Below are 25697 nucleotides of genomic sequence, written 5' to 3' on the forward strand. Positions count from 1 at the left end.
CTTATATAAATTCGTTATACATTACATATTAAAAGGAGCCTTGCAATGAACGAAGTGGATTTTTCAAAAGTGGGATTAAAAATGAAACAATTAAGGAGTGAGCGTGGAATCACTCAGGAACAGGTTGCCAAAGATCTGAACTGTACTGTTCCTTTCGTCAGTAATGTCGAAAACAATCGAGCAAAGCTTAATTTAAGAGTTCTTCTTTATTACTCTAAGCTCTGCAACGTATCCGTGGATACTATTCTGGATGCCGGAAGAGATATTCCTCCTCTGGATGAGAAAGAGCATCAGTTAAATGATGAGATGCTGAATGTATTCCGTGGTTTTTCTGTAACAGCAAAAGAAAAGATCATCAAGATGTTACGCATCTGGCAGGAGAAATAATCTCCTGCCCTTTTTATACCCAAGTATGCAAGAGGACCTGCCAGCGGCCAAAGCATCCGTAATGAGCTGCCAGTGGCAGGTCCTGTAGATTTCTATATTTTGTTAAAAATCCTTAAGCACAACTGTTCCCTGATTCCGGCTTTCCTGTACATCAATGATTCTCTGATTCTGGCTTCCTCTGAACACCAGTGTTACATCTTTTAATTCTTCCTTGAATTCTCCGTCTACCAGTACATCAATATACGACAGCATCTCCTCTGTCACATCTGTATGGACACATCCTCCCGGAACCATATCACGGTCAAAAAGATACCCACTGTAACACCAGATATCTTTCTGCGGATAAGTTTCTCTTATCTTCTTAAGGAGCTTTACCAGTTCCACCTGGTTCTCCGGTTCGAACGGTTCACCACCCAGAAGCGTAAACCCCTGGACAAAACCAGCCCCCAGCAATCTTAATATTTCTGCTTCTGTCTCTTCTGTATAGTGCTGGCCGAATCCGAAATCCCATGTCTCTTCATTAAAGCAGCCTTTGCAGTGATGTCTGCAGCCTGATACGAACAAACTGACTCTTACGCCGGGTCCGTCTGCAATATCACACTCTTTGATATTTCCGTAATTCATAATCTGTATACTCTCCCTAGTCACTGATCATCATCTTGATGATCTCTTCATTAGTCTCTTTCATACCATCTTTTCCGAGACGACCAATATTCTGGATCGTTGCCTCTACTCCTTTTGTAACGATTCCGTCACCGGCATAGAACTGCTGCCCTCTTAAATACATATTATATCCAAGAATCCCGGCATCTACAGATGAAGCGATTTTCGCAGCACAGGATGCTTTTGCACCATCACATACCATACCGGATACAATTGCCAGAGCATTTACCACTGTATGGATCACTTCTTCATAACCACCGCCACAAAGATATGCTATTCCGGCTCCGGCTGCCGCACCCGCACTTACTGCACCACAATATGCCGACAGTCGCCCGATTCCCGTCTTCTGGTGGATTGCGACCAGATTCGAAAGGACCAGTGCGCGGTATGTCTTTTCCTCTCCGGATTGTAATTCATCTGCATATTCCAGAACCGGAAGAGAACAGGTCATTCCCTGATTACCGCTTCCCGCATTGATCACAACCGGAAGCTCACATCCGTTCATACGCGCATCGGAACCTGCCGCCGCACGTGCTTTTGCTCTGGTACGTACATCGTTTCCATAAGTATCCAGAAGAACACTTCCGATGTTTGCTCCGTAATTTCCTTTCAATCCTTCATCCGCAATTGCAGAATTATATTCTATCTGACGTCTGATCACTTCCCGGATATCTTCTATGTCCACTGTATTTGCAAAATCCCAGATAGATTTCATATCCAGAAGACTTCTGTCTGTCAGTCCTTCTTCGCTTTCTCCTGCGACCGGTACATTAAGCAGGATCTCTCCATTCTTTTCTATTCTTACAATATTCGTATGATAGTTGGCAATTCTTACTTTTGCCTTATCTTCCCCGTGAAATACCTCCACAATAATATCAAATACACATCCGTTATTGATATGTTCTACCGTAATCTCTGTATGTTCAAGAAATTCTGCGATTTCTTTTGTCTCTTCTTCTGTTACCTCGGAGATAACTTCCAGTTCTTTTTCTGCGTTTCCTGCAACAATCCCCGCTGCTGCTGCCGCCGGTATTCCTTTTAAATGATTTGTATTCGGCACAATTACACTCTTTACATTCTTAATGATACTTCCGCTTGCTCCGATACAGACTCTGTCCGGCAGACATCCCAGTACTTCTCTTGCCTTTGCAGCCGCATAAGCCAGCGCGATCGGTTCCGTACACCCCATTGCAGGAATCAGCTCTTCATTTAAAATCTGAACATATGCCTGATACTTTTCATTATCTTTTGTCATTTTTTAATCCTCCTGTCGACATTTTCTTTTCCCCATATTTTTTTATTATAACGCATGTCCTTTTGAAAAGCTATCTTTATACAATATAAAAAGGCCTTTCAAAAAGCTTTCTCACTTCTTAAAAGGCCTTTTTACTGTCTTTATATCTTGCAGTTTTACAAATGCAATACCCTGTCCTTAATCTCCTGCGTACGTCCTTGATTCCAGAACTGTGTTCCGATATATCCACAGGTTCTTCTTGCCACAAATAACTTATCCTGATCCTGATTACCACAGTTCGGGCATTCCCAGATCAGCTTTCCATTCTCATCTTCTTTAATCTGGATCTCTCCGTCATATCCACAGCATTCACAGTAATCACTCTTTGTATTCAGCTCTGCATACATAATGTTATTGTAAATATACTGCATAACAGAAAGTACTGCCGGAATATTGTTCTGCATATTCGGTACTTCGATGTAACTGATTGCTCCACCCGGTGAAAGCTTCTGGAAATCGGCTTCGAATTTCAGTTTCTTGAATGCATCAATCTTCTCTGATACATGTACATGATAGCTGTTCGTAATATAATTCTTATCTGTTACACCCTTGATGATTCCAAAACGCTTCTGCAGACATTTTGCAAATTTGTATGTGGTAGATTCCATCGGTGTTCCGTATACAGAATAGCTGATATTCTCTGCTTTTTTCCACTCTTCACATTTATCATTTAACTTCTGCATTACCTGCATTGCAAATGGTCTTGCTGCGGGATCGGTATGTGATTTGCCAAGCATACGTACACACATCTCATAAAGTCCTGCATATCCAAGCGAAATAGTGGAGTAACCATTAAATAATAATTTATCGATCGTCTCACCCTTCTTCAGTCTTGCAAGTGCACCGTTCTGCCACAGAATCGGAGCAACATCGGAAACCGTTCCCAGGAGACGTTCATGTCTGCATCTCAGTGCTCTGTGACATAATTCCAAACGCTCATCCAGGATCTTCCAGAATTTCTCCATATCTCCTTCTGATGAACATGCAACATCAACTAAGTTGATCGTTACAACTCCCTGGTTAAAACGTCCATAGAACTTATGGCTTCCGTCCGGATTTCTCTGGCTGTCTTCTACCGTCAGGAACGAACGGCATCCCATACAAGGATATACTTCTCCATTCTTCATCTCTTTCATAATCTTGGCAGAGATGTAGTCCGGTACCATACGTTTTGCGGTACATTTTGCTGCCAGTTCTGTCAGATGCCAATATTTGGAATCTTCTGTAATATTATCCTCATCCAGTACATAGATCAGTTTCGGGAATGCCGGTGTGATCCATACACCTTTTTCATTCTTTACTCCCTGCATTCTCTGAATCATCACTTCTTCAATGATCATAGCCAGGTCATCACGGGTTCTGCCTTCTTCTACCTCATCCAGATACATGAACATCGTCACAAATGGTGCCTGACCGTTACATGTCATTAATGTGATAAGCTGATACTGAATTGTCTGGATACCACTCTTTACTTCTTCTCTTAAACGGCGCTCTGTCACCTTATTGATAATTGTCTCATCTAAAGCTTCTCCGCATTCTTCACGCTCTGCGATTACATTTCTGCGGATCTTCTTACGGCTGATATCGACAAACGGTGCCAGATGTGCCAGTGTAAATGACTGTCCACCGTACTGGTTACTTGCTACCTGGGCAACAATCTGTGTCGTTACATTACATGCTGTAAAGAAGCTGTGCGGCTTCTCGATCATGGTCTCACTAATGACAGTTCCATTCTGAAGCATATCCTGAAGATTGATCAGGTCACAGTTATGCTCTTTCTGTGCGAAATAGTCGGAATCATGGAAATGAATGATTCCCGCTTCATGCGCACGTACAACCTCTTCCGGAAGAAGGACACGTCTTGACAAGTCCTTACTTACTTCTCCGGCCATATAATCACGCTGTGTAGAGTTGATCACAGGATTCTTGTTAGAGTTCTCCTGATTCACCTCTTCATTCATATGATCCAGAAGTGCAAGAATTCCGTTATCTGTTGTATTCGTCTTTCTCATCAGTTCTCTTTTATAACGATAGCGCACATATTTCTGTGCGACTTCATAGCCGCGCAGTTCCATAATTCCGGTCTCTACCATATCCTGTATATCTTCTACATTGACAGCATGAGTGGATTCCTCAATTTTCTTTGCAACGTTGTCCGCCACTGCCATAATCTGATATTCATTCATCCGATGCAGTTTATCGACGTCCTTGTTTGCACCTTTGATCGCATTAATGATCTTCTCCAGGTCGAAGGCTACCTCTTCGCCGTTTCTCTTAATTACGTTCGTCTTTATTTCTGCGTTCATGTTTATCCCTCTCTTGTTTTTATTGCCGATGTAGTATGTGCTCACCCTCAAATACTACTAAATATTGTTTTTTTAACATCATTTCCGCACAAGATATTGTGCAAGTAATATGATACTCTATAACAGGCGAAAATGAAAGAGGTAATTTTGTTAAAATAAATGTTTGAAATGTGGTCTAAATTTTGGTGATATTTTTTTACGAAATCTGTTGCACTTTTAATTTTGTGACGGGTAAAGTGTGGCGCATAGTTAAGAATACTTAAGACGCATTCCCTGTATTGATTTTTGCATTCAAAGATACTAACAATATGAAGTTGTTGTGCCGATATTTCTTCATTTATAAAATTAATCTCTGTCAATCTTAATCCATATAACAAATTATCATTTTTTGTTGTTTCGTAACATTTGTTACAAACTATTTTCTATAAAAGCTATATACTCTAATCACAACATAAGTTGTACAACACCAGTTAACACCAACTAAGTTTTAATAAAAAGGAGATTTTAATTATGAAAAAATATGTATGTGAACCATGTGGCTACGAATATGACCCAGCTGTAGGAGACCCGGATAACGGAATCGCACCGGGCACAGCCTTTGAAGATATTCCGGATGACTGGGTATGTCCAATCTGTGGATTAGGAAAAGAGGTATTTGTTGCAGAAGATTAATTACTATTGATTACTCTTCTTCCTGCAGCCTTTCATAATCCATGATCTCGATTACCTTACGGCCTACAAGACGGATGATACCTTCATCCTGTAAAGTAAGCAGCATACGCGACAGAGATGGTCTTGTAGTATTCAGATATACTGCCAGATCTTCCCTGTTCATATGCAGACGAACCCGGTAGTCCGGATCACAGTTTTCCAACAGGTACGCCGCTACACGCTGACGTAAGTTTCCACTGGTAAGAACCTCTATCTGACGGTTACATTTCTCTGCTTTTTCCGCAAAAAGCTGAAGCATATTGAACACAACCTTACTGTGATGTACACAATTTCTTTCGCATCTTCCGCCAAAGAAATTCTGTGAAACCTCCAGAACCGATACTTCACTTTTTGCTTTTGCATAACCGGAGTAAGCAGACTGGCGCAGAAATAGTTCTACTTCGCCAAACTCCTCACCCACCGTAACATAACTGCTTCGAGTAATCTTGCCATTCAGGTTGATACTGCCAAGCTCAACCATTCCTTCCAATATGAAATATAATTTTAACGGTGCATCACCCTGGCGGAAAATATAGGTACCTTTCGGATATTTCTTTACTACAGCCTGTGAACAGACAAGACTTTTTTCCAGTTCTTCTTCTGTCAGGTTCTGAAATATCTGTAACTGTTGTAACTTCATAATCCAATCCTTTTCTCTGCTGATAACAATTTCTATGATTCATTATAGACTACGCGGGACTGGGATTCAATGCGTATCAAAGACAGGAGGTTTTTCTATGAATATTACATTTGACGATAACTTAATTACAGGCAACAAGACCATCGATTCCCAGCATCAGGAACTGATCGACCGCATCCGGCAGTTCGTTGCAGCATGCGAATCCAGTGACAGTAAGATCAAAGCAATCAAAATGTTAGATTATCTTGATGAATATACGAATTTCCATTTTCAGGAAGAAGAAGATCTGCAGAAAAAAGTATCTTACCCGGAACTTGCCGCACATCATGCCAAACATGAAGAATTCAAGAAATCCATTCAGGAATTATATGATTATCTTAATGAAAACGAAGGACCTGATGATCAGTTTATCGAACAGGTAAAGCGCAATGTCGTAGACTGGCTGTTCCAGCATATCAAGACTTTTGACCGGTCTGTAGCAGAATATATTCATTTGAAAGATAATTCTGATCGATTATAGTGATTCATAAAAATGCACAAAACGGACATGTTCTCATAACAATGTCCGTTTTTGTGATATACTTAATTTATTATATTTACAAAGGATTGGGGTACTTATGAATCAGAAACTTACCAAATACGCCTGGTTACTGCCATTTTTCTCCGGCATCTGCTGGGGTGCTGCCGGAATCTTTGTCCGTACACTGGAACACGATGGGCTCGACAACTTTTCCATCATTAGTTTCCGGATGTTGCTTGCAGCTCTGATCACTGGCATATGGATTCTATTCTATAACCGACATTTATTTTATGTACATCGGCGTGACTTCTGGCTTTTTATCGGAAGCGGCATGATCGGCATGACCGCCCTCAGTGTCTTTTATAATATTTCCGTTACGAAAGGATCTCTTGCACTTTCTGCCGTGTTACTTGCCATGTCTCCGGTCTTTGTTCTGTTTCTGGCTGCTATATTCTTCCATGAACCAGTAACCAGACACAAACTGACCTGTGTAACACTCGCACTCATTGGCTGTGTACTGGTAAGCGGAGTACTGGAAAGCAATGGACTTTCCTGGAGCATAACAGGAATTCTCTGCGGAATTCTGGCAAGCTTTTTCTATGCTGTATATGGAATCATAAGCAAAAAAGTCACACAAAAAGGATATCATTTCCTGACGATTACTTTTTACGGCACACTCTTTTCCGGCATGACAATGCTGCCTTTCAGTAATATACACTCTTTAAGCAGTATGATTGTCTCAGGTCAAAGGACCACCTTTTTTATCCTGATTATTCATGCGCTGGTATCATCCGTCCTGCCTTATGCACTATATTCTTTATCCATGCGCTATATGGAGGCCGGCAAGGCATCGATTCTCGCTTCCAGCGAACCTGCCGCCGCCATGTTATTCGGAGCGGTACTCTATGCCGAAACACCAGGTATTCTTTCCATCTGTGGACTTTGTTTTACAATTACTGCTGTAATATTATTAAATTATGAAAGGAATTGAACATATGGTACACCTGAACGACAATGCTATTGCCTATATGAATAAACGCGGATTCCGCAACATCATACTTTCCATCGAAACAATCACCAGTTGATGTGCCCCTCCGCGTCTGGAGATATCGGTAGGATTTACCGATAAAGAAAAAGAGGACATGCTCGCACAGGGGTATGTCTGCGAGACCAGTCCTCTTGGAAATGTCTATTATCTGCCTGATGGGGTTACTGTAACCGGGGATATCAGCATCAATTATATGGAATATCCTTGGATTACATGCTTTGAGGTAAGCGGTCTGGCTGTTTCACGTTCCTGAGACAGCCAGGCTATGTATTACTCTTTTGCTTCCTCCATTTTTTGTATTTCTTGTTCTGATTGTTTTATCTGTTCATCCAACTGTCTTATCTGCCTATCGCTTTCTTTTATCTGTTCATCCAACTGTCCTATCTGCCTATCGCTTTCTTTTATCTGTTCATCCAGTTGTCTTATTTGCTTATCACTTTCTTTTATTTGTTTATTCCGTTGTCTTATCTGTTCATCCAGTTGTCTTGACTGCTCATCTTTCTGTTTTATCTGCTCATCTAGTTGTTTTATCTGCTCATCTTTCTCTTCTATCTGCCTCCGCATATCTTCAATCATGAATTCTACTGTATTTCGATCTAATTCTAACAATTCTTCCGAAAACATCTACATCACCTCTTTCAACTGACTAGTTATTTTTATAAGTATCTAAAACAATTCTTTTGACATTTTTCATGCTATTTTTTATCCAATAGCTGCTGTAATCGTTGTATTTCTTTCCTCATTTCTAACATCTCCTCATCCTTCTGACTCAACTGCTCTCTCTGGCAGTCTATCTCCTTCTGCATATCATCAATCATCAGCTTTACTGTATTCCTGTCTAACTCCAGCAATTCTTTCGAAAACATCTGCATCACCTCTTCGATATTCCGGCAGACATCATAAGCCTGTTCATACATTTCTTTGAAATCCGGATATCTCTCTATAATTTCTATAATTGTCTCCGGATCATCCATGCAGAAAAATGCAAGCCATGCCTCCAGCCGATTTTCTATTTTTACACTTCTATTTTCATTTTGCTGATTCTTTTTGAATATGTCAAGAGGTATGAACAGATATTCCTGTAATAAATTTATATTTACTCCTGTATCAGATTTCTGCATAAAACGATGGATGTAATTATTGGAAAATTTCTGAAATTCGGCTGGACTTTTTTCGAATAGCACGATCGTATATACCTGCTTGATATCTCTGTAAGAGAATCGTTTTCCTTTGATTCCTCTCACTCTCTTATACTGCCGAAGCAACAGATCTGCTGAGTAACAGGCACTTCTTTCTCCCGGAAAATAGTATCCGATTTTCTGAATTTCCAGATTCGCAATACTTCCATCTTCCAGTTGTACTACCATATCTGTAATAAGAAGCGTAGATTCATCTGCTAATCTTGTTCCGTCATTTGGTAATACGTCTACAATTCTCACTCTTTGTCCGAGAAGTAACGTGAGTAATTCATTTACTCTCTCCGGTGTATTCTCCGGATTCAGAATTTCTTTTATCATGAAATCATACATGATTTTTATACCTTTCACTCCGGTACAAAAATCCAGAAATTCATTTTGATTTTCCTCTGTCCACTCATAAAATAAATTTTTTAATCTGCTTTTACTTTCAATCTCATTCAACACCTCCTCCCTTGTCCGAATCATCGGGAAATACTGTTGAAGTTTGTTTGTCATAGGCACGTCCTCCTGAATAGATTATAAAATTTTCGTGTTCTCTCAAGTCGGGAATATGTTTCAGACATTTTTAGGTGTGAAACGGTCGAAACTTGATGCCTTTTGGCTTAGAAATACTTAAGAGTTTGTAGAAGTCACTCTTTGAAGTGCATTCAGAATAGCATATTGTTCATATGATTACAAGATTAATTTTCGTAAAAAAAGCGGCAGAATTATCTTCCGCCGCATAGCCCATATCACCATCTATATATTATCTCATCTTAAAACTTCTCCATCTCCCCAATGATCGTTCTGTAAAATTCTTCTTCCGTGCCCTCTTTTCTCACATCATTCATCACATATCCGTCTTTCAGAAATATCACTCTCTTACACCGGCTTGCCATCTGTGGATCATGCGTTACCATCAGAAGGGTCTTCCCTAACTCCTCATTGATTTTCCGGAATTCCTCCGCAACAACTTTTCCGGATTTTGAGTCGAGGTTTCCCGTCGGCTCATCTGCAAATATGATACTCGGATCATTGATCAGCGCCCTGCAGATTGCCACTCTCTGCCGCTCACCGCCGGACAGTTCATAAGGATTCTTTTCCTGAAGATGTTCAATCCCAAACTGCTTTTCCAATGCTTCCGCTTTCTCTTCACATTCTTTCTGTTCCTTTTTATCCAGCAATACCGGAAGCATGATATTTTCTTTTACCGAAAGGCTGTCCATCAGATTAAAATCCTGAAATACAAATCCGATCTTTCTACGTCTGATATCCGTAAGTTCTTCTTTCCACAGCTCATTCGTATTCACACCGTCAAAGATCACATCTCCGTCCGTCTGCTGATCCATAAATCCCAGGATCTTCAGAAGTGTTGTCTTTCCACAGCCGGATTTTCCCATAATTCCGACGTACTCTCCCTGTTCTACATCAAAGTTAATGCCTTTCAGTACCGAAATCGCATCCGCATCATCAATCTCCCCACCGGCTTTTGGAAATTTCTTGATCAGGTTATTTACCTTTAATATTTCTTTCATGCTTTCCTTCTACCTTTCTTATTGTATACTGCTCAATCACCTTTACACCGATGCCCTGCACTACAAGATATATAACTGCAAGGATCAACAGATATCGCAGATAATGTACACAGTCAGCCTTCGTATATTCCCGCATGTTCCATATCTCCCCGGTTAACACCGGCACCATAACAACCGCAACTACTGCCGGGATCCAGAAAAAGATTCCCGTCTCTGTCCGGATCAGCTTTTCTCTTTCTTTCGAGCTCATTCCAATACAGGTTAAGAAATGATTCCGCTTCTTCTTGTCCGTCATCTCAGATTCATATTTCAAGTAAATGACCAGAACGCTTCCCAGCAGAAATGCTCCCATGATAAATATATCTACTACCGTTGTCATAAAGCGTTCGCTTTCAATCTGTTCCATCGTTGTACGTTTGGAATAGCAGGATAATACATCCTTGTCAAATCTTTCATCCTCTTTATGTACCTTCCGAAAAGCCTGGAGCTCTTTTTCTATCTTCTGATAATCTGCATTTTTCACATTCAAAAGGACAAGCTTTGTCGGCCAGTGATGGATCGTCACTCCTTCTTCTGCTTCACCCTCCTCAACCAGATCTCCGGTGATCCAATTATATTTCTTCCAGTCGTCCTGAACCTTTTCAAAATATTCATCCGAAAATACAACCAGATTCTCCTCACTTCCCTGCCGGAATGCACCTGTCAGGATATCCGTCTTTTCCCCCTTTACGGTTCGTGTCGGATAGATCTTTTCCCGATCAAGAAATCCATAAGATTCTATCGGCTGTCCGATGTGCAGGTACGGCTCTTTTCTCGAATTCAGGTAATCCAGTGGATGTGCCTTCGTACTCTTGTCCTGTTGGTAAATAATATAGATTTCCTTTCCGTCAGCAGATAGATTCATTTTTTCACTTTTCTTTCCAAGTGCCTTATTCAGTTCTTTATACGTCGTCTCCGAGATGCCTATATGCTGTCCCTGCGGCATGATCACTGCTCTGGCATCATCCAGCTTTTCCGAATTATCCACATTCGTCACGCGTACCATCGGATACTCCTGGAATTTCACGTCATATTTTTCCTGCAGCTGTTTCCAGAATGTCTTATCCGCTTCCGTTGCCATACATACAAAATCATACGGGAACAGTCCTTCCGGCTTTTGCGCGATCTTCGCTGAGATCATATCTTTTCCAAATAAGAACAATATCAGTACCGGTATAAGACTGATCACGTACACATAACGGAATGTACTCTTGAAACGGTAATAAAACGAATTATATGGGATCAACTTTGCATAATAACTCTTTTTATGCTTCCGCACTTTCAGGAACAATCCAAATCCAAACTTTTCCGCCAGATAAATGCCCAGGAAGATAAATAAAAGTATCCGTAACCCTTCGGCATTCTTCCGCATTCCGAAATTCACTATTCCAAATACCACAATGACCAGGCCAATTGTAAGCCACAGACCGATCCGTTTTTCCGGCATCTTCTCCTTTTCCACATCGCCCAGCTGCATTTTTTTTAGTTCCCTGTACAGGAAGAAATCCCGCAGGATCATCAGTCCAATCCCGGATATTCCGATCATGATAAGACTTGCGATCAAATATGTGAATCCTGTAATCTTCGCCGGCTGTGCTCCCACTCCGGATCTTGCCATGAAGATTCTGCGGATGATACACAGGATCACACTTCCGATGCAGGCTCCCCCGATCAGCATTCCCAGAATTCCAGCCACAATCTCTGCTCCAAGCACTTCATAAAGTGTAGACTTCCGCATTCCCAGAGTCGAAAATATACTGTAATTTCTCATCCGTTTTCTGAAATATGACAACAGATTCGTGATCATCAGCATCAGCGATGCGATCAGACTCACGATCAGGAATTCCAGCAGAATTGCCGTGATTCCATGCCCCGTCAGTATATTTCCTTCTTTATTGAATGGTGCCAGCATCTGTGCCATTCCGACTCCGGAAAATATCAGCGTCGCCGGAAGCAGGTTCATACTTACGTAAACAATAAAATCTCTTTTTGAACTTTTAAAATTCTTCCACAGGGCCGTATAGAATCCTTTCGGATACTTCCCCGAAAATTCCAGATGCTTTTTCTTTTCTTCTTTGTAATTTTTCTCTCTGGCTTTAACTTCTTCCTGTATCTTTTTCTCTTCCTGCCACGAATCAATCAGCTTCGCACCGATCAAATTGATCACCAGAAGCACTACCAGTAAAAATGGATACACCTGTGACAACGGATCTGAAAATACTGCCCCATCTGCCCCAAGAAATGATATCATACATCCTGCGATCAGTGACATGATATCCAGAAGCAGTTTATGGTGATTGCTTAAAGCCAGTATCAGATTCACAATTCCTATCACCTGGATTACCAGTACCATTACCAGTTCACAGATGAACAGCATCAGTATCTGAACCATCATCTGTTCATCTGCACCGTCCAGTACTCCCAAAGGCTTCAGACTTTTCTTTATGTAACTCATCCCATCGCCCGAAGCAGCCAATTTTATCAGATATCCCGGCACATTGCATTTCCATGTCCCCATGTTCATCCACGGAAATAATAGCACTGCCTGGATGATCACCTGCATGATCAGCGTGAATATCTTCATTCGCTTTTCCGTCTTATTCATAACTTTTGCCTCTCATTTTTCATACACGCTTATTATCCGAGATCTAACGTCTCTCTTCATATACGCTTACTATCCAAGATCTAACGTCTCTCTCTTTATACCTGCGCCACCACCGGCTTAAATCCCTCCATTCCGACAACCATCACCGGTGCTCCTGCCGTGATCTCCGTTCCTTTCTCAGATCCCTGTACTCTTACTTTCATATGATGTCCACACAGATATCCTTTTCCCTTCCAGTTGATTCTGGTATCTGCCGTTCCAATCTCCCATAAAAGTCTGGTCTCTCTTCTGCTCTGCAAAAGATTCATAAATCCTCTCAGTACCATATTCAGCAGACATGCGATCAATACACAGCAGAGGATTCCTGCATATCCCTTCACCGGGAAGCTCGGAGCAAAACATAATGCCGAGATAAAAAGTACCAGCCCGCTGTTTGCAACGTAACATCCCTGCCCCCAGTCTCTTCCGACTGCATAGAATAAAGCTTTGCCCGTGTATTTCTCCCAGAAGCTCAATCCGATTCCATAGACAGCCAATCCGATTCCGATATTCCGGTGTATAACTGCCGGAATTTTATTCAGGCCAAGCGCATCATTCCACAACCATAAAAATGCGTTCGGATCTCTTGCGATAAGATAAGAAATGCACACACATACAATTGGTACACATCCCAGTGCCAGCATCCACAGAAACATATTGGAATCAAACACTTTATGATAGATCTTATCCATTGCTTCACCTGCTTCCTGCGGATCGCCCATCTGGCGGACTGCTTCTTCCTCTGCTTCAACTTCCGTCATCCCTGATTCCATTAATGCGGCTTTGCAGTCTTCTATATGCGCTTCATATTCATTTACAATCTCTTTTCTTACAGACGAATCGGTAATCTTCTTCCCAAGTTCTTTCAGATATTCTCTTTCCTTCATATCTAACACCCTCCTTTTCTACCACCTTCACTGCCTTACCTGTGCTATACGGAATACTGGATCATGCTCGTAACTGCATTGGCATAAGCATTCCATTCTTCGATCATTTTCTCCAGATATTTCTTCCCGTTAGGTGTGATCCGGTAATACTTTCTGAGTTTCCCGTTCGCCTCCTGGTTATAACTTTCCAAATATCCGGACTGTACCATGCTGTGAAGCAGCGGATACAATGTTCCTACCTTTAATTCGAATACATTGTCCGATCTCTTTGAGAGTGTATCGATCATTTCATATCCGTACATATCCTTTTCTGAGATCAATTTGAGAATTAACATTGCGGTATTTCCTGAGACCATATTTTTGTTTACTTTCATAGTGATTGCTCCTTTCTTATATTTGCTTTCATTATATATCGGCTTTCGATAGTTGAGTGTAAAAAAATTTGCTTTCTTCTTGGTTTTATTATATATCGTATCTCGATATATGTCAATATACAATAAAAAGAACCGGAAATGCAAACCTGCATTCCCAGTCCCTTTACCTTCTTCTTTCCTACAACAGCTCCGCAAACAATCGCAGGAACAACTGTCCCAGCCGCAGAGTCGCGCTCCGGCCGGACTTATACTTCTCCGTCACTTCCCTGCACTGTTCCAATGTCTGCTCCATATCCCGCCGGATATCCAGCACCGCATCACAATCTGCCATAAAACACCCATTTTCAAAATGATGATAAAGGCTCCGGTAATCCAGATTGATCGTACCGCAAGTCGCCATGCAATCATCTGCCACGCTCATCTTCGCATGACAGAACCCCGGTGTCCACTCATAGATCCTTACACCATCCTGTACCAGATTGTGATAGAACGATCTGGTGATACTGTAGATCAGCTTCTTATCCGGGATTCCCGGCGTGATGATCCGCACATCCACGCCACGCCTGGCCGCCAGCGAAAGTGCATGTGTCATCTCATCCGTGATGATCAGATAAGGAGTCATGAACCAGCAGTATCTGTCCGCTTTGTTGACGATACTGATATAGACATCCTCTCCAACCTGGATTCCGTCTAACGGGCAGTCCGCATACGGTTGGATATATCCCGTCTGCTTTGCCTGATACGGATGCTGTACCAGATATTTTTTCTGTGCCTCTATATCCAGAACATCCACATCGGCCGGAGTCTTCCCGGATGCTTCCCACATTTCCAAAAATGCTACCGTAAGCGAAGCCACCGCATCTCCTTCCAGCCGGATTCCCGTATCCTTCCATTCCCCGTATGGATGTGTATAGTTAAAATACTCATTTGCCAGGTTATAACCACCTGTGTACCCAACCTTTCCGTCAATCACCGTAATCTTTCTGTGGTCACGGTTATTCAGGAACATATTAAGTCCCGGAAGCAGCGGATTGAATACCCGGCAGGCAATTCCTTTCGCTTCCAGTTTTCTCGCAAAGCTCAGATTTACGAATCCGATCGAGCCCATGTCATCATAGAACACCCGGACCTCTACTCCTGCTTTCACCCGTTCTTCCAGCACCGTCTGTATCCTGCTCCATGCATATTCATCCTCAATTGCATGATACTCCATGAAAATGAATTGCTCCGCCTTTGCAAGATCCGTAAGCTGCGCCTCCAGTCCTTTGATCGCTTCGTCAAAATAAGTCACATCCGTATTCTGATACACCGGATAACACGCATTTCTTTCTATATAATTAGAAACATTTCCCGCCTTCGGATCTGACACATTCAGACGTTCCAGCACTTCCTTATTTTCCGGCAAAAGTGGCAGAAGCTTCTCATCAATCCTTTTGTAACGCATCCGCATCTTCCGAGTTCCACCGTTCATACCGATCATAAAATAAAGTGCTACTCCAAGGATCGGAAATGTCAGGATCAGGATGATCCACGGTGTCTTCATCGAGGAAGTCTCATTTCTTCCATATATTTTCAGAACCAGTATGACGGCAAATATTCTGGTCAGATTATCTATGAATACCGCGTATTCATTCAGCCCCTTGAATATTCCAACCAGGAACACCACTTCCAATAATATCGAAAGCACCGTGAACATCAGCCGCTTCACGCCATTTTGTGTCTTTTTCTTTCCTTCCAGTGTATGACTGCTCATCTTCTCACTCTTTTCTTCTATTGTAAATTATGATTATACTAACACGAACGTATTTCCGGCTCAAGACTTATCCGAAGTTCAATCAGAAATTATTGACCTCAGTTTTCCCGGAAATAAGCAACAAAAAAATCACCATCCCCGCAGCTCGCAGTCTGCAAAAACAGTGATTTAATAGTGCGCGATCAGGGGTTCGAACCCTGGACACCCTGATTAAGAGTCAGGTGCTCTACCAACTGAGCTAATCGCGCATCTTTGGTTGTCTGTATTACGTTCTCCGTAACGACAAGACTTATTATATAATAAGGTTTTTAAAAATGCAAGTACTTTTTTTACTTTTTTTCATATTTTTTTATTTTTCTCATATATTGATATGGGGGTTGAATTTATGAGCCATATTATCCATTATGTTACAACCAATTTCAAAAAAATCTTTCATACTGTCTGTACAGAGATTATCTCCTGCATTCAAGGCACAGCTCTGCATTTTGTCCTGGTCGCTGCCTTTCTCGGAACACTGAATCATTTCCTGTATTTTTTATCCGGGCAGTCTCCAATCGTTGCACTTTTCTGCCCGGTTAATGAATCCGTGTGGGAACATTTGAAACTTTTATATTTTCCTTTTTTATTCGTAAGCATATGGGAATATCTGTCTCTGCATCCGGTTGTTTTACCGTTCTTTTACTGTCGGTATCTGGGTGTGCTTCTCGGAATGTTTTTTACTGTTTCTGTTTTTTACACATATTCCGGGATTCTCGGCCGGAATTTCCTGATCTTAGACATCCTGCTTTTTTATTCCAGTGTAATATTTTCATTTGGAATGTCTGAATATATTTCCGGCAAGACCCGTTCTCCTCACGAGACAGAACCTGGCTTTGTAGTCTCACTCTGGTTGATAACATCATTTTTCTTCTTTGTATTTACATGTTTTCCGCCAGATCTTCCGTTATTCTATTCAGCATAAGTACAACAACCATCAACACATTTCCCTACATATATAATTAATTATTCACACCATGATGTGCAACATAGCTGTTAAGATCCAATGCTTTGAACACATATCCCTGTGACTGATAATATTCAATAATTTTCGGCAGCGCTTCCACAGTTGTATCTTTTGTCTCGGAATCATGTGACAGCAGGATGATATTATTGTCATGGAAACTGGTTGCCTGATCCACAAGCTGTTCCGTTGTTCTCACGGCCCCGTCTCCCGAACTTCCATTCCAGTCATAATATTGATATCCTCTTGCCTGAACCTCCTGCGTAAGCGTTGTCATAATTCCCTTCGTGTAACTTGCAGATATGGTATTCGAAGATCCTCCCGGAAATCTGATAAAACAAGGAACATAGCCGATCTCTTCTTTTACAAGCTGTCCAATCTGGTCAAGATCCTGAAAATATGCATCAACAGATGCATACACCTTTGCGTAATCATGAGAATATGTATGCATTCCGATCGTATGTCCCTTATCATAAGCCTTTTGGATCATATCTTTATATTCCGGCATGGCTCCTGTAACAAAAAACGTTGCTTTCGCATTGTATTTATCCAAAATGTCCAGCACCGCCTGCGTATTCTTAGACGGTCCGTCATCCAACGTCAGATAGACAACTTTTTCATCCGATTGTTCTGTTGTACCCACTTTTCTTCCTGGTTGAACTGCAAATTCACTTCTGTCATCTGCCTGATCTTTTTGGCCTTGATTTTCTTTATTGGATGCATCAGTTTCATTCTCATTGATCGTAAGTTTTTTTGCAGTTGCTTTTTTCTTTGATACTGCCTTTTTACTTTCCGTCTCGGCCGTTGTCATCGTTTTACCGGCATTCTTTTTTATAACATGCCCGCCGATTCCCACACCTATAATCACTGCTGCTATGCAGACTGCTGCAATCAGAATCTTTCTCTGTGCACGATCTTTTCGTCTTCTATTTTTTAACTTTTTCCTGCTCATACTTTTTTCCTCTTTAATTTTCAACTTTATTCTCACTTTTAAGTAATTGCTTTTTCTTTTTTACTATCATACCGCTTTTTTCCTTTTTATCAAGCCTTTTCTTGAGACTTTTTCACTACAATGTAGTATTGTAATAAATAGATTATCACTTACAAATGTCGAAAGGAGTTTTTAATATGAGTGAAAATGAAAATAAAGTCTGTCCTGTCAGCTGCAAAATCGAACATCACGCCATGATGTTCGCATTTCTCGCCAAACATGCAATTGAATTATGCGGTGAAGCCGGAAAAGACGCAATCCTTGCCGGAATGACTACCTATGGAAATGAGCGGGGTGCCCGCATGGCGGCAAATGCACTCGCACACGGTGATGAACTGACTACCATGACCAATCAGGCATACGGTGAATGGAAACCAGATTACGCCGGACAAATGGACTTCGGAACGCTTCGCACCGAACCGACACTTCAGACTTACATTGCAAAATGTGCATGGTGTGAAGCATGGAAAAAGCATAACATTACCGAATATGGGAAATATTATTGCGTCAATGTAGATAATGCCGTTTACCAGGGTTTCCGTTCCGACTTCGTCTGTACACCGACTGCCACATCTATGAGCTGGGGCGGCAAGCGTTGCGAATTCGACTGGGGACACCCGCTCTCGCAGGAAGAGGTAAAAGAATTGGCTGAGAAAAAGGCCAAACTTGGGACTTCCTGTATGAAAGATTTTAATTTCCACACAGCACATTTAAAATATACCGTCAGTCAGGCTCTGATCCTGAATCTTGGTGAAAAAGGGGAAGAGGCAGTTAAACTTGCGCTCGCTGATTATGTAGATACATTTGGACAGGAATATCTGGATGTACTGAACGGTCTTTATCCGGTTGAATAGAATTTGCTGCTTATTGACATTATTTTTTACTTTTCATATGAGAAAACTATGAAATCTATTTACATCCTGTTTTTCTATGCTAAAATGATAGATAAACACCCGATTCTATGAGGAGGTATCTATATTTTGAATAAACTAACAACCGAACATACACCTGACAATATTATTGCCAGCTGGCTCGACGATCATCAGGAAGAACTTGTACATACTGCCGATTACATTTTCCATCACCCGGAACTTGCATATCAGGAGACACTTTCTTCCAAATGCCTGGCAGATTATCTGGAAAGCCAGGGATTTAAAATAACATGGAAAACAGCCGGTATCGACACCTCATTTACCGCAGTCTGGGGAAGTGGAAAACCACTCCTTGGATTCCTGGCTGAGTACGATGCTCTGGCAGGTGTCGGACACGCCTGCGGACACAACCTGCTTGGAACTGCTGTTGCCGCAGCGGCCTGCGCATTAAAAGCCGATATGGAAGCAACCGATGCTGCCGGAACGATCCGCGTCTACGGCTGCCCGGCCGAAGAGATCATGTCCGGCAAGATCGTGATGAACGATCAGGGAGTCTTTAATGACCTCGATGTTGCTATTACCTGGCATCCATTCGACCGCAACCGTGTCAGCAACGATATCTGGCAGGCACAGGACATTAAGAACTACACATTCCACGGACTTAGTTCCCATGCTGCCAAAGCACCGGAAAAAGGCCGCAGTGCCCTGGATGCCGCCGAACTCATGAATGTAGGCGTCAATTATCTCCGTGAACACGTACCGGGAGATGTCCGTATGCATTATGCCTACATTGATAACGGCCTTCCGGCAAATGTTGTTCCGGATATCGCGAAGACAAATTATTTCATCCGCTCCTACTTACGTTCCCGCACCGAAGATGCAAGCGAACGTGTAGACAACTGCGCAAGAGGTGCCGCTCTTATGACAGACACCACCGTCGATATCGAACTGGTTGCAAGCTGCAGTGAGATGAAAGTTAACCGGGTACTGACAGAATTATATTACGATGCCATGACCCAAGTCCCGACACCGACTTATACACCGGAAGAACTGGATTTCGCAAAGCAGATTACAGAAGAAGCCGGGCTCATCAATGACGGAACACTATTCTCCGGCCTAGAACCGCTTGAAGATGAGCCGGTTCCGATCGCTATCGGCACAGATGCTTCACAGGTCAGCCACACGATTCCGCTGATCACCTTAAGTGCCGCTACGATGTGTAAAGGCACCCCGCTTCATCACTGGGCTGCTGCCAAACAGGCCGGTATGACTATCGGACAGAAAGGTATGCTCTATGTTGCAAGATGTATGGCAGAAGGTACGAAATTATTGATGGAAACACCGGGAAGTATTGAGAAAGCGTGGGAGCTTCATAAGCTGACTCCTTAAAGCTCTGTCACAGTGCAAAAAAGCCCTGGATGGAAAAGCTTTGATGTCCATCGTAGCCGGTGTCACTGTCGAGAGACTCCAGAATATGATCGATGGCACACCTAGAATTTTAAGACTTCTTCCTAACACCCCTGCAATGGTATTCGAAGGTGCATTTGCACTCTGCTCCGACAACGATCTGACAGAGGACGAATTAGAAGCAGCAAAATCTATCTACAGCACGATCGGTGTGGTAGAAATGATTCCGGAGCACCTCTTAGATGCAGCCTGTGGCTTAAGCGGCGGAGGTCCTGCTTATGTAGCTATGTTCATTGAAGCCATGGCTGACGGCGGTGTAAAACAGGGACTCCCGCGTGCAACGGCATACCGCCTTGCAGCACAGACCTGCCTTGGTACTGCAAAGATGATTCTCGAAAAAGGAATCCACCCGGGCGAGTTAAAAGACATGGTTACATCACCGGGCGGAACAACCATCGAAGGCTGCGAAGCTCTCGAAAAGGCTGGTATGCGTGGTGCTGTAATTGAATGCATCAATGTAAGTACAGAAAAATCCCGTTCATTATAATCATTGTCATTCTATGTCGATTAATGCGATAGAATTATCAGACAAAAGAGGAGTTATCCACAGTTTCCCGTGGATAACTCCTCTTTTGTTGGGGATAACTGGAATTACTCTGCAAAATTTGTCGTTAAAATAAGCCGGGAGATTTTCAGAAATCTACCGGCCTATTTTACATTTTTTCTACATTTTCATCCTCTTTATCACCTTCAACCGTGTAAATTCTTCTCTTTCCTTCTCCTCCAGCGCATTACTGATCGTATGCACCAGATTCGTATACATCGGTATCGTAATATTCTTAAGCGCATTCGCCCGCTTCTGTGTCTTCTTGATATTTGCCGCCAGACGGTACGCCGAGTTTTCCACCTCTGCCAGCTTGATCGTAAGCTCTTTCACTTCCCGGAAGGCTTCTCTTGCGATATCCACCGACTCATGCGTTGTGCTGAACGAATACGTCAGATCATTCTGTTTCGCATCGTACTTAATGTGCGGAATCTCGGTTCCCATGATACTCCTGGTCTGCATCTTCAGAGAGTCTTCGATCGGAACGGTAAATGCCAGCTCCTGAACTTTGCTGATTCCATGTTCGATATTGGCACGCTGCAGGCAGGCGTATGCTTTTGTAAATGTCGCATCGATCTCTTCCTGAATATCTTTTGCCTCATCGATCAGTCCCATCAGTTCTTTCAGAAGAATATTCCGCTTCTTATCCATCAGATCGTAGCCCTGACGCGCAAGCATCAGAGAATTCTTCGCAAGCATCAGATTTCCCTTGGTAGGAAATTCTCTCGGATCCATATGCATCCCTCCTACTCTTCTGTCTCCAGCGTATCCCGCGTATCCTTCCAGTACTTCTCAATCAGCTTCGTATCAATACGGTCCAGTTCTTCCTTCGGCAGAAGTCCAAGCAGTTCCCATCCAAGATCCAAAGTCTCCATCATCGTACGGTTCTCCGTCGGTCCCTGCCCGATATAACGTTTTTCAAATTCTTCACCGAACTTCAGATACTGCTTGTCAATCGGCGACAATTCATCCTCTCCAATAACGGAAGCAAGGTTTCTCGCCTCTCCGACCTTCGCATAAGCGGAGAATAACTGATTTGCAAGATCCTGATGATCTTCCCTGGTATATCCTTTTCCGATACCGTCCTTCATCAGACGCGAAAGCGATGGCAGGATACTGATCGGCGGATAGACTGCCTGACCGTGAAGATTACGGTCCAGTACGATCTGCCCTTCTGTAATGTATCCGGTAAGGTCCGGGATCGGATGTGTGATATCATCATTCGGCATCGTCAGGATCGGAAGCTGCGTCACCGAACCATTTGCCCCGTCCACAATACCGGCACGTTCATAGATTGTTGCCAGTTCACTGTATAAATATCCCGGATATCCTTTTCTTGACGGAATCTCACCACGCGAAGACGATACTTCACGCATGGCTTCTGCAAAGGAAGTCATATCCGTCAGGATAACCAAAATATGCATATTTTTCTCAAATGCCAGATACTCTGCTACCGTCAGTGCTACCTTCGGCGTGATCAGACGCTCCACCACCGGGTCATTCGCCAGGTTCAAGAACATACACACATGGTCTGCCACACCGCTTTCCTCGAATGTCTTACGGAAGAATTCCGCCACATCGTGCTTCACACCCATTGCTCCGAATACAACTGCGAACTGTTCATCCGAATTGTCACCAAGCGAAGCCTGCTTGACGATCTGTGCCGCAAGCTGATCATGCGGAAGTCCGTTTCCTGAGAATATCGGAAGCTTCTGCCCGCGGATCAGTGTCGTCAGTCCGTCAATTGCCGAGATTCCGGTACGGATATAGTTTCTCGGGTATTCCCGTCTGACCGGATTCAGCGGAAGTCCGTTTACATCCCGCTTCTCAGCATCTGTGATCGGTCCAAGGCCATCGATTGCTTCCCCGATCCCGTTAAATGTACGGCCCAGCATTTCCTCTGACACGGCAACTTCCATCGGATGTCCCGTAAGCCTCGTGTGGGTATTATCCAGCGACATATTTTCCGTTCCTTCAAATACCTGGATCACGGCCTTATCTTCATCCAGCTCCACGATACGTCCCATTTTCCTCGTATCATGATCTACAATAAATTCCACGATCTCATCGTAAAATGCATTTTCCACGCCTTCCAGTACGACGAGAGGGCCATTAATGCTGCTCAGTCCAAGATATTCTATTGCCATCTTACGTCCCTCCCTTTACGCATTTTTCTCGATGACGCGGTTATAAAAGTCATCAATATCCAGTTTATACAGATCCAGTAACTGCAGATTGTCATTCGGCACATCATACTTGATTGCAATGACCTTCTCAAATATACCTTCTGCCTTCAGCACCGACATCGGCATCCCCATCGCCACCAGTTTCCGGCTCGTCTTATACAGATACAGAATAACATCCATCATCTTGAACTGCTTCTCAAGTGATACACACGTATCATCCTTATGAAATGCATTCTGCTGCAGGAATCCCAGACGAATCACCTTCGCAATCTCCAGGATCAGCTTCTGGTCATCCGGAAGCACATCCCCGCCGATCAGTTTTACGATCTCCATCAGGCTGCTCTCCTGGTTCAGGATCGCCATCAGACGGTTCCGGTAATCAACGAATTTCGGCGATACATGATCCGAATACCAACCGCTTAAGTCGTTCAGGTATTCACTGTAACTTGTCAGCCAGTGGATCGCAGGGAAATGTCTCGCATACGCCAGTGATTTGTCCAGTCCCCAGAAACAGCGCACGAAACGCTTCGTATTCTGCGTAACCGGTTCAGAAAAATCTCCTCCCTGCGGAGATACCGCTCCGATGATAGAGACCGATCCTGTCGCACCATTTAACGTCTGCATCATGCCGGCTCTTTCATAGAATGCCGACAGTCTCGATGCCAGATACGCCGGGAATCCTTCCTCCGCCGGCATCTCTTCCAGTCGTCCCGAAAGCTCTCGCAGTGCCTCTGCCCATCTGGATGTCGAATCCGCCATGATCGCCACATCATACCCCATGTCACGGTAATATTCCGCCAGTGTCAGTCCGGTATAAATGGACGCCTCACGGGCAGCTACCGGCATGTTCGATGTATTGGCGATCAGCGTCGTTCTGTCCATCAATGGATTGCCCGATTTCGGATCGACCAGCTCCGAAAACTCTTCCAGAACCTGTGTCATCTCATTTCCACGCTCGCCGCATCCGATATATATGATAATATCCGCATCCGACCATTTTGCGATCTGATGCTGGGTCATCGTCTTACCCGTTCCGAATCCTCCCGGGATCGCAGCCGTTCCACCTTTTGCAATCGGGAACATCGTATCCAGAATTCGCTGTCCTGTTACCAGCGGCACACTTGCCGGGAATCTCCGGTTCACCGGTCTCGGTACACGGATCGGCCAGTGCTGTGTCATCGAAAGTTCTCGTTTTTCTCCATTGAACAGTTCAATCGTAACCAGCGTCTCATCAATCGTATATTCACCATCCGGAACCACCGATACAATAGTCCCTTCTACTCCCGGCGGAACCATGCATTTGTGCACGATAGCCCGCGTCTCCGGCACTTCCGCAATGATCGTTCCACCCTGTACCATATCGCCTTCAGCCACTGTGATATGCGTCTCCCAGAGTTTCTGACGGTCCAGTGCGTCCACACTGACACCACGGGTGATAAATGCCCCGCCCTTGTCAGCGATCCGCTCCAGCGGTCTCTCAATACCGTCAAAGATATTATTCAGGATGCCGGGTGCCAGCGTAACCGACACTGCCGCTCCCATACCTTCCACAAGTTCTCCCGGATGCAGTCCGGAAGTCTCCTCATACACCTGTACCGTCGTCCGGTCCTTATCCAGGGAAATGACTTCGCCAACCAGCTTTTCTTCTCCCACATGGACCATTTCCGACATCTTAAAATCCGTCTTCCCTTTCAGGTAAATGACCGGGCCGTTGATGCCATATATCTTTTCTGTCTTTCCGCTACTCACCCTTTACACCTCCCCGGAACTGGAATTTCTGGTATTCATTCTCCAGTGCACCTTTGAATGCATAGTCCACCAGGACATTCTTCTCAGGCACAACCGCACGCACCCCGCCGATAAAATCCACTTTGCTGATCGTCAGCGTCATTCCCGTACGTTCTTCCAGATATGTCTTCTTGTCTGCATCAGACGGATTGATATAGATCGTCATCGCCATCCCCGATGCAAACTGTGCTGCTTTCTCTATATAACGGATCAGAACTTCTTTATACTCTTCCGTTCTCATGAACGCCAGAAGCTTTAACTGCACTTCTTCGAACAGTTCCGTCTTAAGTTCTGTCTGCGTCTTTCCCATCTCACGTTTTAATTCAAGCTGCGCCTTTGACATTGCCATGTTCAGCTGCTGTTTCGCAGTTACACTCTCTGCACGCACTCTCGTCTCCGACTGCCGTCTGGCTTCGATCTGATGCTGTTCGAACACACTTCGAAGCGCATCCTCATGCTGCTTTACGATCGCATTCGCCTCCGCTCTTGCTTCTTCCATCGCCGCCGTCCGGATATGCGTGATCTTCTCTTCGTTTGTCAAATGTGCCACCTTCTTCCTGTCTATAATTTCAACCCTATCGCTTCATTTACATACGACGTGATAAAATCTTTCTTACGTCCGGTCCCGTGTCTGTCAGGAATCTCGATCAGAAGCGGCATCGTCCGCTCCAGCTTGATCTCGTCTATCAGGTCTGGGAATTCTCTTCCGAATTTCTCCGTCAGCAGAATCACACCTACATCCTTATCCTCCATGGCATTCTCGATTGCACACCGGAGTTCTTCTCTTTCATGTACCACGATTCCGTCTACCCCTGCGAGACGCATTCCTGTCAGAGTATCGATATTATCACTGATCAGATACATCTTCAT

The 25697-nt window shown here is 43.5% G+C and carries 26 protein-coding genes and 1 tRNA gene; 9 read left to right on the top strand and 18 right to left on the bottom strand.

What is annotated here, in order from left to right; genetic code table 11:
- The first annotated feature begins 45 nt into the window (after window positions 1-45).
- A complete protein-coding gene (locus NCY30_RS08920; protein ID WP_055194248.1) occupies window positions 46-387 on the top strand; it encodes a helix-turn-helix domain-containing protein in 342 nt (113 codons plus the stop codon).
- 102 nt (window positions 388-489) lie between these two features.
- On the opposite strand, the gene nrdG is transcribed toward NCY30_RS08920, so the two are convergent.
- The 3 genes from nrdG to nrdD all read right to left on the bottom strand — a co-directional run bounded on the left by nrdG (window position 490) and on the right by nrdD (window position 4650).
- Window positions 490-1011, bottom strand: coding sequence for an anaerobic ribonucleoside-triphosphate reductase activating protein (nrdG, locus tag NCY30_RS08925; protein WP_055194250.1), 522 nt, complete (start codon window positions 1009-1011; stop codon window positions 490-492).
- Window positions 1012-1027: 16 nt separating this feature from the next.
- Complete coding sequence (locus tag NCY30_RS08930; protein WP_246944481.1) at window positions 1028-2305, bottom strand: L-cysteine desulfidase family protein; 1278 nt, start codon at window positions 2303-2305, stop codon at window positions 1028-1030.
- A 155-nt stretch (window positions 2306-2460) separates the two neighbouring features.
- Window positions 2461-4650, bottom strand: a complete 2190-nt coding sequence (nrdD, locus tag NCY30_RS08935; protein ID WP_006428774.1) for an anaerobic ribonucleoside-triphosphate reductase — start codon at window positions 4648-4650, stop codon at window positions 2461-2463.
- 510 nt (window positions 4651-5160) lie between these two features.
- On the opposite strand from nrdD, the gene rd reads away from it, so the two are divergent.
- On the top strand, window positions 5161-5322 hold the full coding sequence (gene rd, locus NCY30_RS08940) for a rubredoxin (protein ID WP_006428775.1): 162 nt from the start codon (window positions 5161-5163) through the stop codon (window positions 5320-5322).
- A gap of 10 nt (window positions 5323-5332) precedes the next feature.
- On the opposite strand, the gene NCY30_RS08945 is transcribed toward rd, so the two are convergent.
- Window positions 5333-6001, bottom strand: coding sequence for a Crp/Fnr family transcriptional regulator (locus NCY30_RS08945; protein WP_250818637.1), 669 nt, complete (start codon window positions 5999-6001; stop codon window positions 5333-5335).
- 97 nt (window positions 6002-6098) lie between these two features.
- On the opposite strand from NCY30_RS08945, the gene NCY30_RS08950 reads away from it, so the two are divergent.
- The 3 genes from NCY30_RS08950 to NCY30_RS08960 all read left to right on the top strand — a co-directional run bounded on the left by NCY30_RS08950 (window position 6099) and on the right by NCY30_RS08960 (window position 7822).
- On the top strand, window positions 6099-6521 hold the full coding sequence (locus NCY30_RS08950) for a bacteriohemerythrin (protein ID WP_006428777.1): 423 nt from the start codon (window positions 6099-6101) through the stop codon (window positions 6519-6521).
- A 97-nt stretch (window positions 6522-6618) separates the two neighbouring features.
- Entirely contained in the window at window positions 6619-7512 is an 894-nt protein-coding gene (locus tag NCY30_RS08955) for a DMT family transporter (RefSeq protein WP_055194254.1), read from the top strand.
- A 151-nt stretch (window positions 7513-7663) separates the two neighbouring features.
- The gene (locus tag NCY30_RS08960) at window positions 7664-7822 is read left to right on the top strand and encodes a hypothetical protein (protein WP_155116003.1); all 159 of its coding nucleotides are present in this window, start codon (window positions 7664-7666) and stop codon (window positions 7820-7822) included.
- A 17-nt stretch (window positions 7823-7839) separates the two neighbouring features.
- Here NCY30_RS08960 and NCY30_RS08965 read toward each other — a convergent pair whose 3' ends face one another.
- The 8 genes from NCY30_RS08965 to NCY30_RS09000 all read right to left on the bottom strand — a co-directional run bounded on the left by NCY30_RS08965 (window position 7840) and on the right by NCY30_RS09000 (window position 16227).
- Entirely contained in the window at window positions 7840-8193 is a 354-nt protein-coding gene (locus tag NCY30_RS08965) for a hypothetical protein (protein ID WP_044920644.1), read from the bottom strand.
- 71 nt (window positions 8194-8264) lie between these two features.
- Window positions 8265-9263 (bottom strand): PD-(D/E)XK nuclease family transposase, encoded by a 999-nt coding sequence (locus tag NCY30_RS08970; RefSeq protein ID WP_055194256.1) that lies wholly within the window; start codon window positions 9261-9263, stop codon window positions 8265-8267.
- Between the two features lie 260 nt (window positions 9264-9523).
- Window positions 9524-10282, bottom strand: coding sequence for an ABC transporter ATP-binding protein (locus NCY30_RS08975; RefSeq protein ID WP_055181420.1), 759 nt, complete (start codon window positions 10280-10282; stop codon window positions 9524-9526).
- A complete protein-coding gene (locus NCY30_RS08980; protein ID WP_055194257.1) occupies window positions 10257-12926 on the bottom strand; it encodes an ABC transporter permease in 2670 nt (889 codons plus the stop codon). The genes NCY30_RS08975 and NCY30_RS08980 overlap by 26 nt, the downstream gene beginning before the upstream one ends.
- 95 nt (window positions 12927-13021) lie before the next feature.
- On the bottom strand, window positions 13022-13852 hold the full coding sequence (locus NCY30_RS08985; protein WP_250818638.1) for an NfeD family protein: 831 nt from the start codon (window positions 13850-13852) through the stop codon (window positions 13022-13024).
- Between the two features lie 44 nt (window positions 13853-13896).
- Window positions 13897-14226: a PadR family transcriptional regulator gene (locus NCY30_RS08990; RefSeq protein ID WP_006428785.1), complete on the bottom strand. Its 330-nt coding sequence runs from the start codon at window positions 14224-14226 to the stop codon at window positions 13897-13899.
- A gap of 178 nt (window positions 14227-14404) precedes the next feature.
- Complete coding sequence (locus NCY30_RS08995; protein ID WP_250818639.1) at window positions 14405-15979, bottom strand: phospholipase D-like domain-containing protein; 1575 nt, start codon at window positions 15977-15979, stop codon at window positions 14405-14407.
- A gap of 175 nt (window positions 15980-16154) precedes the next feature.
- Window positions 16155-16227 (bottom strand) — tRNA-Lys (locus NCY30_RS09000).
- A gap of 137 nt (window positions 16228-16364) precedes the next feature.
- Here NCY30_RS09000 and NCY30_RS15355 point away from each other — a divergent pair.
- Window positions 16365-16940: a DUF6512 family protein gene (locus tag NCY30_RS15355; RefSeq protein ID WP_022415194.1), complete on the top strand. Its 576-nt coding sequence runs from the start codon at window positions 16365-16367 to the stop codon at window positions 16938-16940.
- Between the two features lie 37 nt (window positions 16941-16977).
- On the opposite strand, the gene NCY30_RS09010 is transcribed toward NCY30_RS15355, so the two are convergent.
- The gene (locus tag NCY30_RS09010; protein WP_055194263.1) at window positions 16978-17931 is read right to left on the bottom strand and encodes a polysaccharide deacetylase family protein; all 954 of its coding nucleotides are present in this window, start codon (window positions 17929-17931) and stop codon (window positions 16978-16980) included.
- Window positions 17932-18107: 176 nt separating this feature from the next.
- Here NCY30_RS09010 and NCY30_RS09015 point away from each other — a divergent pair, with 176 nt between their 5' ends.
- The 3 genes from NCY30_RS09015 to proC all read left to right on the top strand — a co-directional run bounded on the left by NCY30_RS09015 (window position 18108) and on the right by proC (window position 20796).
- Complete coding sequence (locus NCY30_RS09015) at window positions 18108-18824, top strand: L-2-amino-thiazoline-4-carboxylic acid hydrolase (protein WP_022415196.1); 717 nt, start codon at window positions 18108-18110, stop codon at window positions 18822-18824.
- A 123-nt stretch (window positions 18825-18947) separates the two neighbouring features.
- Window positions 18948-20231, top strand: coding sequence for an amidohydrolase (locus tag NCY30_RS09020; protein ID WP_416387703.1), 1284 nt, complete (start codon window positions 18948-18950; stop codon window positions 20229-20231).
- A 4-nt stretch (window positions 20232-20235) separates the two neighbouring features.
- Window positions 20236-20796, top strand: coding sequence for a pyrroline-5-carboxylate reductase (proC, locus tag NCY30_RS09025; RefSeq protein WP_330573412.1), 561 nt, complete (start codon window positions 20236-20238; stop codon window positions 20794-20796).
- 177 nt (window positions 20797-20973) lie between these two features.
- Here proC and NCY30_RS09030 read toward each other — a convergent pair whose 3' ends face one another.
- The 5 genes from NCY30_RS09030 to NCY30_RS09050 are packed head-to-tail and all read right to left on the bottom strand — an operon-like array spanning window position 20974 to window position 25697.
- Window positions 20974-21588 carry a V-type ATP synthase subunit D gene (locus NCY30_RS09030; RefSeq protein WP_022415198.1) on the bottom strand — a complete coding sequence of 205 codons (615 nt, stop codon included), beginning with the start codon at window positions 21586-21588 and terminating at the stop codon, window positions 20974-20976.
- An 11-nt stretch (window positions 21589-21599) separates the two neighbouring features.
- Window positions 21600-23000, bottom strand: a complete 1401-nt coding sequence (locus tag NCY30_RS09035; RefSeq protein ID WP_022415199.1) for a V-type ATP synthase subunit B — start codon at window positions 22998-23000, stop codon at window positions 21600-21602.
- Window positions 23001-23015: 15 nt separating this feature from the next.
- A complete protein-coding gene (locus NCY30_RS09040; RefSeq protein ID WP_055181434.1) occupies window positions 23016-24788 on the bottom strand; it encodes a V-type ATP synthase subunit A in 1773 nt (590 codons plus the stop codon).
- The gene (locus NCY30_RS09045; protein WP_022415201.1) at window positions 24781-25368 is read right to left on the bottom strand and encodes a V-type ATP synthase subunit E; all 588 of its coding nucleotides are present in this window, start codon (window positions 25366-25368) and stop codon (window positions 24781-24783) included. The genes NCY30_RS09040 and NCY30_RS09045 overlap by 8 nt, the downstream gene beginning before the upstream one ends.
- Window positions 25369-25388: 20 nt before the next feature.
- On the bottom strand, window positions 25389-25697 hold the full coding sequence (locus NCY30_RS09050) for a V-type ATP synthase subunit F (RefSeq protein WP_022415202.1): 309 nt from the start codon (window positions 25695-25697) through the stop codon (window positions 25389-25391).

Source organism: Dorea sp. MB18-49 (assembly GCF_023669465.1).
Classification (GTDB): domain Bacteria; phylum Bacillota; class Clostridia; order Lachnospirales; family Lachnospiraceae; genus Dorea_A; species Dorea_A longicatena.